9 protein-coding genes are annotated in these 9,557 nt (G+C 69.9%); 3 read left to right on the plus strand and 6 right to left on the minus strand.

Annotated features, from left to right (window positions below; genetic code table 11):
- The 5 genes from G6026_RS08900 to G6026_RS08920 form a co-directional block, all read right to left on the minus strand.
- On the minus strand, positions 1-1,211 hold a 1,211-nt coding region (locus G6026_RS08900; protein ID WP_347238083.1), incomplete at its 3' end, for a tRNA-dihydrouridine synthase.
- Positions 1,212-1,255: 44 nt separating this feature from the next.
- Positions 1,256-2,572 carry an FAD-dependent oxidoreductase gene (locus G6026_RS08905; RefSeq protein ID WP_182612956.1) on the minus strand — a complete coding sequence of 439 codons (1,317 nt, stop codon included), beginning with the start codon at positions 2,570-2,572 and terminating at the stop codon, positions 1,256-1,258.
- A 70-nt stretch (positions 2,573-2,642) separates the two neighbouring features.
- The gene (locus G6026_RS08910) at positions 2,643-4,262 is read right to left on the minus strand and encodes an MFS transporter (RefSeq protein ID WP_182612957.1); all 1,620 of its coding nucleotides are present in this window, start codon (positions 4,260-4,262) and stop codon (positions 2,643-2,645) included.
- Positions 4,256-4,933, minus strand: a complete 678-nt coding sequence (locus G6026_RS08915) for a nitroreductase family protein (protein ID WP_107758146.1) — start codon at positions 4,931-4,933, stop codon at positions 4,256-4,258. Before G6026_RS08915 ends, G6026_RS08910 begins: the two co-directional genes overlap by 7 nt.
- 8 nt (positions 4,934-4,941) lie before the next feature.
- Positions 4,942-6,081 carry an acyl-CoA dehydrogenase family protein gene (locus G6026_RS08920; protein WP_197431404.1) on the minus strand — a complete coding sequence of 380 codons (1,140 nt, stop codon included), beginning with the start codon at positions 6,079-6,081 and terminating at the stop codon, positions 4,942-4,944.
- A 141-nt stretch (positions 6,082-6,222) separates the two neighbouring features.
- Here G6026_RS08920 and G6026_RS08925 point away from each other — a divergent pair, with 141 nt between their 5' ends.
- Together G6026_RS08925 and G6026_RS08930 are read left to right on the plus strand one after the other, a co-directional pair.
- A complete protein-coding gene (locus G6026_RS08925) occupies positions 6,223-6,618 on the plus strand; it encodes a nuclear transport factor 2 family protein (RefSeq protein ID WP_107756839.1) in 396 nt (131 codons plus the stop codon).
- 41 nt (positions 6,619-6,659) lie between these two features.
- On the plus strand, positions 6,660-7,028 hold the full coding sequence (locus G6026_RS08930; protein WP_107756840.1) for a hypothetical protein: 369 nt from the start codon (positions 6,660-6,662) through the stop codon (positions 7,026-7,028).
- 131 nt (positions 7,029-7,159) lie between these two features.
- Here the strand turns inward: G6026_RS08930 and glyA are convergent, their stop codons facing one another.
- The gene (glyA, locus tag G6026_RS08935) at positions 7,160-8,464 is read right to left on the minus strand and encodes a serine hydroxymethyltransferase (RefSeq protein ID WP_107756841.1); all 1,305 of its coding nucleotides are present in this window, start codon (positions 8,462-8,464) and stop codon (positions 7,160-7,162) included.
- 135 nt (positions 8,465-8,599) lie between these two features.
- On the opposite strand from glyA, the gene coaA reads away from it, so the two are divergent.
- On the plus strand, positions 8,600-9,532 hold the full coding sequence (gene coaA / locus G6026_RS08940; protein ID WP_107756842.1) for a type I pantothenate kinase: 933 nt from the start codon (positions 8,600-8,602) through the stop codon (positions 9,530-9,532).
- Positions 9,533-9,557 lie beyond the last annotated feature (25 nt).

Here is a 9,557-nt window from a genome sequence, read left to right on the forward strand (position 1 = left end):
ACGCGGTGGCCGCGGCCGGCGGCGACGCGCGCGGCCTCGAGTCCGGCCGGACCTGCGCCGATCACGTAGATGTCCTTCGTCTCCGCCGCACGGACGCCCACATTCCGGTGGCGGCCCCGACCGATCTCGGCGTTGACCGCGCAGTGCAGGTGCGGGTCGAAGGCGCGGCAGTCCTGGTTGATACCCAGGCAGCCGCGGATCTCGCCCAGCCGCCCCTGAGCGGACTTGGCCGGCAGGTCCGGGTCGGCCAACAGTGCCCGGGCCATGCCCACCAGGTCGGCCTTGCCGGTCTTGATGATGTGGTCGGCGGTCGCGGCGTCGCGGATGCGTTGACCCACGAGGACGGGGATCCCGGTCTCGGCGCGGATGCGCGCGGCGGAGTCGACGGCGACGGCGTCGGGATGCGTGCCGTCCTTGACGTACGTGCCGCGGGTGCCGTGCGTGATGCTGAAGTAGTCGACCGCCCCCGAGTCGGCGAGGTGCCGCGCGATCCTCACGCAGTTCTCTATCCCCATCCCGCCGGGGATATCCTCCTCCCCGCTGAGCCGCACGCCCAGGACCATTTTCTCGGGCATCGCCTCCCGCATGGCGGCGACGACCTCGTCGAGGAATCTCATGCGGCCGACGAGGTCACCGCCGTACCCGTCGGTCCGCCTGTTGGTGAGCGCGGACATGAACTGGGCCGGCAGGTAGCCGTGGGCGGCGTGGATCTCGGCGCCGTCGTACCCCGCGCGGGCCAGATTCGCGGCGGAGACCCGCCACCCCTCGACGATGTCCGCGATCTCCTCGACCGTCAGCTCGTGGGGAGGGTAGGCGTCGCGGGCCGTCTTGACGGCCGAGGGCGCGGAGGGCGGCGAGTCCGATTCGCCCCCGATGAACTCACGCCCCAGGTGGACCAGCTGACCGATGATCTTGGCGCCGTGCCGGTGAACAGCCGCCGCCTTGTCCGTGAGGGCGGGGAGCACCTCGTCGTTGTAGGCCTCGACCAGCTTGCGGGACCGCAGGGTAGTCGAGGGGTGCACCACGGTCGCGCCCCCGATGATCAACCCGACACCGCCGGCGGCCAGGCGCTCGAAGTGCTCCTGGTCGCCGTGGGTGGGCACACCGTCGGTGGCCATGCTCGTTCCGGCCGGCAGGGCGACCAGACGGTTCCGCAGGGTGAGTGCGCCGAGCGTGAACGGGGAGAAAGCGTGGGGGAACTCTGTGATCACCTGGGGTCCTTCCGGGGCGGGCATCGGGCGGGGACGGGGCGGTGTCAGACCACGGTGGCCGCGTCGCCGGCCCGCAGCCCGAACACCAGCGCGGTGGCCAGGCCGCCCGCGTAGGCGCGGCGGTACACCCCGCCTGTGTCCGACCCGGCGGCGAGCAGGCCCGGGATCACCGTGCCGTCGGCGCGCAGGACCGACGTGTCGGCCCCGATCCTGATCCCCACGAACGGGAACGTCACGGCCGGGGTCGTCTCGACGATGTAATACGGCCCGCGGTCGAGCGGGGCGAAGTCGTACTCCCGCGGCGGCACGACCTTCTGGCCCGACTCGTTGACCCGGCGGATCCCCTCGGCGATCCTCGCCCCGTCGTAACCCCACTCCTCGGGCAGGTACTCGAACTCCTCGAGCGTCTCCGCCAGACCGCACCGGCCGCCGCGCCTGGAGGCCTCGGTGTACTTGTCGATCGCGACCGCACCCTCGACGTAGGAACCGCAGATCCAGTCGCGGTAGACCCGTTCGTCCGCGACCACCAGGCCGCGGGCCTCGGGTTGCTCCATGAGCGCCATCGCCGTGAGGTGATCCCCCTGGGTCTCGTCCACGAAGCGCTCGCCGTGGAGGTTGAACAGCAGCGCGTGCTCGGAGTAGTAGAGGGAGAGTCCCACGAAGTCGCCGGAGTCCCGGAAGGGCAGACCCGCGGGGATCAGGTGGCCGTAGAAGCCCGCGTCGTCGAAGCCGATGCCGGCCTCCACCGATTCCGCCAGCCTCAGCCCCCCGCCGTCGCTGTGCGGGTTGGACCGGAGCGGGAATCGTGAGGCCAGCGGGTGCAGGTGGCGCTCCACCAGCTCCGCGTCGGCCTGGAACCCCCCGGTGGCCAGGAGAACTCGTCGCGCCCGGATCTCGTGGACCTCGCCGTCGGCCAACCGGACCGTCGCCCCTGCCACGCCGTCGCCCTCGGTGATGAGTCCCTGCACGTGGGCGGCAGTGTGGATCGCGTTCCCGGCGGCCCTGATCTCGCGGGCGCAGGCGTCGAGATACTGGTTGGTGTCGAACGCGTGACCGACACCGTAGCGCAGCACGGGGACTCCCTCGGCGCAGTCGACGCCCCGGCCGCGGATCCAGTCGAGCCCGGCGGCGAAGTCGTCGACGACCGCGTTGCGGAGCTCCTCCTCCCCATGGGGGTTGATCTCCGCCATGATCTGCCGCGTGGGTGCGGTCCAGGCATATCCTGCGAACCTCGCGGAGCCTCCGACGTCGTCGGCTTTCTCCACCACCATGACGGTTGCCCCGCGTTCGGTGGCGCGGGCGGCGGCGGTGAGGCCGGCCATGCCGGCACCGATGACGAGTAGGTCGACGGCGTTCTGCATTCGGGTCTCCCGGAGAGGTAGTGCTGCTGTGATGGGGACCACCCTAGCATCTTAATTGAACTCAGTTCATCTATCGGGGCTGGTCGCTCACCTTCGGCCCCTCGACCGCCCCGGCCACCAGCGACTCCACCCGGTGCCGCAGCCGGGTCTCCGGGACGGTGAGGCGCCGGTGTTCCTGTTCGACGAACTCCTCGGCGCTGCCCACCCGGTATGTCTCGACGAACAGGCCGGGCTCCGCGGTTGGGCGCTCGAGCCGCCAGCGCCGGCCCCCCAACCGGAGCCGGGAGCGACGCAGATGGCGCATCGCAGTGAGGAATTCCCGCGTGCGACCCTCCGGCACCCGGTACTCGTAGCGGACCACCACCGGTCCCGATCGGTCGCCCGGAGGCGTACCCGGGTCGGTGACCTCACCGGACGGCCCCGCCGGCCCACCGAGTTCGGAGACGAGGACCGGTTCGATCCCCTTCTCGGCGCCCAACCCGACGAGCAGGAGCGACACGCAGCTGATCACCATCAACCCGGCTGCCACGAGGAGGGCGGCCTGCAGTCCGGCGGCGTCGGCCACGACCCCCCACAGGAGCGATCCCGCCGCCTGCGTCCCCTGGACCATCAGCAGGATGACCGCGATCAGCCTGGGCCGGATCCAGTCCGGGAAGAACTGGTGCCCCATCGACATCCACGAACTCTGCACACTCACCCAGGCCGCGCCGGCGAAGAGCATGGCGATCCCGACCACGACCGGCGACGTCGAGACCGCCAGCACCGCCAGGGCCGCGGCGTAGACGAGGGCGCCACACGCGGCGAACACCGTGACCCTCAACCGCCTCCGCAGCCCACCGAACCCCATGACCGCCACGACGGCGCCGGCGCCGATCAGCGCCATGAGCACCCCGAATCCGTCCGCGCCCATCCCGAGACCGTCGTAGACGGCGAGGGAGATGAGCGCCCAGAGTGCGCTGGACGGGATCCCGAAGAGGAAGAGCTGGCACAATAGCCGTGTGGTCCACGCCGAGTTGACCACGAACCGGACCGCGCCGGAGATCTCCGGCATGATCGCCCGACGCGGAGCGGTCCGGTCGGGCGACCGCCGCTCCATCCGCCACAGCGCGAGCGCACAGCCCACGGAGAGGACGGCGACCACCGCGAACGCCCATTCCGCGCCGGCGAGTCCCAGTCCCAGGCCCGCCAGGAGCGGCCCGAGCGAGCGGGCGAGATTGAACACCGCTCCGTCGACCAGTGCCGCGGTGGGGATCATCCCGCGGTCCACGGTCTCCGGAAGAAGCGATTGCCAGGAGACCCCTACCACCACCAGCGCGGTGCCGACGAGGAGAACGGAGCAGATCATCGGGAGTGCCGTGTCGGCCCCCGTCACCGTGAGCACGGTCGCCGCCACCGCGGACCCCGCCGACGCCACGGTGGCCAGCGCCATCATCTTCTTGCGCGAGGCATACCCGGCGATCACCCCGACCGGTAGCGCGAGCACCAGGAACGGCACGGCCATGGCCGCCGGCGCGAGAGAGATCACCGACGCGGGCTCACCTCGCTCGGTGAGGACCCACTGCACCGAGACGACGTGGATCCACACGGCCACCGCGTTGGTGAGTTGGACGGCCTCGAGGGCCCGGAACGCGCGCTCGTGCCGGAGCGGGCGCGCCGTCGATCGGTGGGCGCCCGCCCCGTCGCTCACCACTGGTCCCAGTGGATGAACTCCTCCGCCGGTGGCCGCCAGGCGGGGCGGAAGGTGGTACCGGTGTAGTGGGCGACCGGGATCATGCAGACCTGTTCCACCTCGGCGGGATCGATCCCCACGATCTCGGCGACCTCGTCCTCGCGGCCGAGGGTCATCCCCGTCCAACAGGTGCCCAGTCCGCGAAGCCGCGCGGCGAGCATGAAGTTCCACACGGTCGGATACACCGTCGCGAGCCTGTGTTTGGCCGCCAGCACATCACCCTCGGCCAGCCGGGGCGTCAGACACGGGATGACGATCACCGGCACCCGGGACATCACCGCCGCGAGGTGCTCGGCCGAGTCCCTGGTGCGTCTGCTCTGGGCCGCGTGCGTGGGGTCGGCGTCGACACGGTGGAACAGCCCCACGTCGCTCGCGCGATAGAACCCGTCGAACTCCTCCCGGTAGATCCGGCCGAGGCGGTCGATGCGCGCGGGATCGCGGACGATCACGAACTCGGTGCGCATGAGATTGGAGCCCTGGGGCGCCTGGAGGGCGTCGGCCACGCACTCCTCCAGCGTTCGCGGGTCCACCTCGCGCCCCAGATCGAGTCGCCGGCGCACCGCGCGGGTGGTGGTGATCAGATCGTGCGCACCGAGGGGCTCGGGCGGGGTCACGGCCGCGGGATCAGTCATGGTCACCCCTACACCCCGACGAGATCCGCGATCGACCGGCGGGCTTTCCGGCCGCCCCCGAAGGCACCCTCGTCCCCGAGAGCGCGACGAAGGTAGAAGTGGGCGGAGTGCTCCCACGTGAAGCCGATCCCACCGTGCAATTGGATCGCCTCGTAGGCGCTCCTCGTGGCGGCATCCGCACACACCGCCGATGCGACCGCCACGGCCAGCTCGGCGTCGCGGGCGTCGTCCTCGTCGAGAACCGCGAGGGCGTACATCGCGGCGGACCGGGCCCGCTCGCGGTCGACCAGCATATCGGCCAGGCGATGCTTGATGGCCTGGAAAGACCCGATCGCACGTCCGAACTGATGACGCTGTTGGACGTAGGCGACCGTGTCATCCAACAGCCGGGCGGCGATCCCCGCGTGTTCGGCGGCGAGCGCCGCACCGGTGATGAGCGTCAACTCACGGACCACGTCCAGGAACCGTGCGGCACCGACGAGGATCCTCGTGGGCGCGTCCACCAACTGCACGTCGGCGCGGCGCCTGGTCAGGTCGACGACCTCTCGCGGGCGACGTTCTGCTCCGGTGAGGTCCACCACCACGAGCGCCTTCTCCGCTCCGGAGGACGCCACGACCACGAGCGAGTCGACCGCCTCCCCCCAGAGCACGCCCGGGACGAGCCCGTTGACGACGGAACCCGCCTCGCCCGTCGCCCCGGCACCCGCCGAGAGGGTGACCTCGCCGTCGAGCGACACCCCGATCGTGCGGCGTCCCTCCATGACCGCTCCGAGGAGATCGTCCAGCGATGCCGGGTCATCCGCTCGGACCAGCGCCTGCCCGGCAATTACGGCACTGACCAGGAGCGGCTCCGGGAGCAGCGCGGCTCCGGTCTCCTCGAGGACCACGCCCAGGTCCGCGAAACCGAAACCGTGCCCACCGAGTTCCTCGGGCACGGCGAGGGCGGCGACCTGCAGTTCATCGTTGAGTCTGCGCCACCGGGATTCCGAGTAGCCCGAGTCGGAGTCGATCGACTCGCGGACCGCCTCGTGGGTGCCGTGCCGGGCCACGAACCGGGCCACCACCGCGCGCAACTCGTCACGCTCCGGGGTCGGAAGGATGATCGACGGGTCGGCCTCGGGTCGCGCCGTTCGTGTCACTTGTGTCACGGGAAGTCCTCTCCTACGCCGTGGAGGTGGGGTGCCCCGCGTCGTGTAATTGAGTTGAGTTCACTTCAACCCATGACAACATAGTGAGGCGCATCACGCAAGCTCTTGAGGTCGGGCCCGATCCTAAACTAAGTTCGATTCATGACCTCGCCCGATTCCGCCCTGCCCGATTCCACCCTCGTCACCTACTACGCCCACGTGGACTCGGGAGACCTTGAGTCCGGTCTCGCCCTCCTGTCGCCGGACGTCTCCTTCGCCATCCTCCTCCCGGGCACTGCCGTGCGCGGCACGGACCGCGACGGCGTCCGCCGGTACCTCGAGGGGCGCGGTCCCATCGACCGGCGTCACGTCCCCACCCACGCCACCCGCACCGGTGAGCTCGAGTTCGTCTACGGCGCCGTGGTCGAGGACGGCGTCACGATCACCGGCCATTTCCTCGCATCCGCCCGAATCGACGAGGACGGGCTCATCTCCGGGTACCAGGTGGCCTTCGACCCGGAGCTCGGGCTCGTCTCCCCCACCCTCGACCGCTCCTGATCCGACCCCGCCCACACCGACCCCCCGAACGGAGAACCACCATGTCCACCGACACCCCCCTGCTGCACGCCTGGTTCGAGATCATGGACTCCGACGATCCGGACCGGGTCCTCAACCACATCACCGAGGACTTCCGGCTGTCCATCCTGTTCTCCACGGGCGAGTCCGCCGCAGAGTTCGAGGGGGACAGAGCCGGTCTGGTGGTCTACCTCGAACAGCGCGAGAAGAGCGTCCTGACCCACCACATCCTCAGCGGCACGCGGGTCGGGGACACCGAGCTGTGTCTCGGGGAGACCCGGCGTGACGGGGAGTTCGAGGCCAGCTTCAACGCCACCGCGCAACTCACCGGGCAGGACAAGGTTCGGCGCCTGCTCATCTGCCGGACCCCGAGGGTCCGCTTCACCGACTGACCTCGCGCGGACCCCCGCCACCATGGACCCCGCCGGCGGGCCACGCCGCGGGCCAGGCCACCGTTCCCTGAGACGACAGACCCCCGCAGCCGGGCACTGCGGGGGTCTGCTGCGCTACGCGGCCCGGAGCCTCAGCCCAGGATCGTCCAGTCCTCCAGGCCCTCGTACAGCGGCTTCGCCGCGGCCAGCGCGGACACCCGCTCACGCAGGGCGGCGATGTCGGCCGACGCGCCCGCCGCGAGGGCGGTGCCGATGATGTCCGCGACCTCGCGGAAGTCCTCGGCCCCGAAACCTCGGGTGGCCAGCGCGGGCGTACCGATCCGCAGGCCGGAGGTCACCATCGGCGGACGGGGGTCGAACGGCACGGCGTTGCGGTTGACGGTGATCCCGACCTCGTGGAGGAGGTCCTCGGCCTGCTGGCCGTCGAGCTCCGACTCGCGGAGATCCACCAGCACGAGGTGGACGTCGGTCCCCCCGGTGAGCACCGACACCCCGGCGTCCCGGCAGTCCTGCTCTGTCAGGCGCTCGGCGAGGATCCTGGCGCCCTCGATCGTGCGTTGCTGCCGCTCGCGGAACTGCTCGGTGCCGGCGATCTTCATGGCGGTGGCCTTGGCGGCGATCGCGTGCATGAGCGGGCCGCCCTGCTGACCCGGGAACACCGACGAGTTGAGCTTCTTGAACAGGTCGAGGTCGTTGGTGAGGATCATGCCGGAACGCGGCCCGCCCAGGGTCTTGTGGACCGTGGTGGACACGACGTCGGCATGGGGCACGGGGCTCGGGTGCAGACCCGCGGCCACCAGTCCCGCGAAGTGGGCCATGTCCACCCAGAGCTTGGCGCCGACCTCATCGGCGATCTCGCGGAACCTCGCGAAATCAAGCGTGCGCGGGTACGCCGACCACCCTGCGATGATCACATCGGGCCGCTCCTCCAACGCCATCTCGCGGACGGTGTCCATGTTGATCTGCATGGTCTCCGGGTCCACCTCGTAGGCGGCGACCTCGTACAGCTGACCGGAGAAGTTGAGCTTCATGCCGTGGGTGAGGTGACCACCGTGTGCCAGGGACAGGCCCATGATCTTGGAGCCCGGCGTCGCGAGCGCCATGAGCACCGCGGCGTTGGCCTGGGCGCCGGCGTGCGGCTGGACGTTGGCGTACGTGGCGCCGAACACCTCCTTGGCGCGATCGCGGGCCAGGTTCTCCACCACGTCGACGTGCTCACACCCGCCGTAGTATCGACGACCCGGGTAGCCCTCGGCGTACTTGTTGGTGAGCACGGACCCCTGTGCCTGCAGCACCGAGCGCGGGACGAAGTTCTCCGACGCGATCATCTCGAGCGTGTCCCGCTGACGGGCCAGCTCGCCGGCCATCGCCTCGGCGACCTCCGGATCGAGATCGGACAGGGAGGCGGTGAACACGTCGGTGTTCGGGTCGGTCATCGTTGCTCCTCGCGCGTGGGCTTCTCACTTCGTACGAATCGTGTGCGGCCACGGCTCGTCTCGTCGTCGTCGTCAGTCTAGTGGCAGGGCACCTGGAGGCCTCTTCCCCGTGGGCACCTGACACAATCAGCAATCGTGAGCAGACATGCCGGCGACTACACGCCGTACGTGGAGTTCGACCGCCGGAGCTGGCGCCGACTGCGGCGAGCCATGCCGATGGTGCTCACCGAGCAGGACCTCGAGGGATTGCGTGGTCTGGGTGAACACCTGGACCTGGACGAGATCGCGGAGATCTACCTGCCGCTCAGCCGGCTCATCCACCTCCAGGTGTCGGCCCGGCAGCGCCTCTTCCAGTCCACCAACCTGTTCCTCGGCGAGACCGTGGACGCTCCCATGCCGTTCGTGATCGGGGTTGCCGGGTCGGTGGCCGTGGGCAAGTCCACCTCGGCGCGTGTGCTGCGCGCTCTGCTGACCCGCTGGGACTCCCACCCCCGGGTCGACCTCATCACGACCGACGGCTTCCTGTACCCCAACCGTGAGCTCCAGCGGCGCGGATTGATGCACCGCAAGGGCTACCCTGAATCCTATGACCGTCGCGCACTGCTGCGGTTCGTCACGGAGGTCAAGTCCGGCGCCCCGGTCGTGCGCGCGCCGGTGTACTCGCACACCAAGTACGACATCGTCCCCCACGAGTTCATCGAGGTCGAGCGCCCGGACATCCTCATCGTCGAGGGACTGAACGTCCTGCAGACGGGCCCCCGGCTGATGGTCTCGGACCTGTTCGACTTCTCGCTCTACGTGGACGCGCGGATCGAGGACATCGAGACGTGGTACGTCGAGCGGTTCCTGGAACTGCGCCGCACGTCGTTCTCCAACCCCAACTCACACTTCGCGCACTACGCCGACCTGTCCGACCAGGCGGCCCGGTTGGCGGCGCGTGAGATCTGGAACTCGATCAACCGACCCAACCTGGTGGAGAACATCCTGCCCACCCGCCCCCGGGCCACACTGGTACTGCGGAAGAACTCCGACCACTCCATTCAGCGTCTGCGTCTGCGCAAGATCTGACGGTCACTCAGGCGCTCGGTCACTC

The organism is Dietzia sp. DQ11-38-2 (assembly GCF_014145055.1).
Taxonomy (GTDB): Bacteria; Actinomycetota; Actinomycetes; order Mycobacteriales; family Mycobacteriaceae; genus Dietzia.

What these genes read in the sequence shown, in the direction of transcription:
- G6026_RS08915 (WP_107758146.1), bottom strand. Translation starts at nt 4,933, where the DNA reads ATGACTGATCCCGCGGCCGTGACCCCGCCCGAGCCCCTCGGTGCGCAC.
- G6026_RS08905 (WP_182612956.1), bottom strand. Translation starts at nt 2,572, where the DNA reads ATGCAGAACGCCGTCGACCTACTCGTCATCGGTGCCGGCATGGCCGGC.
- G6026_RS08925 (WP_107756839.1), top strand. Translation starts at nt 6,223, where the DNA reads ATGACCTCGCCCGATTCCGCCCTGCCCGATTCCACCCTCGTCACCTAC.
- glyA (WP_107756841.1), bottom strand. Translation starts at nt 8,464, where the DNA reads ATGACCGACCCGAACACCGACGTGTTCACCGCCTCCCTGTCCGATCTC.
- G6026_RS08930 (WP_107756840.1), top strand. Translation starts at nt 6,660, where the DNA reads ATGTCCACCGACACCCCCCTGCTGCACGCCTGGTTCGAGATCATGGAC.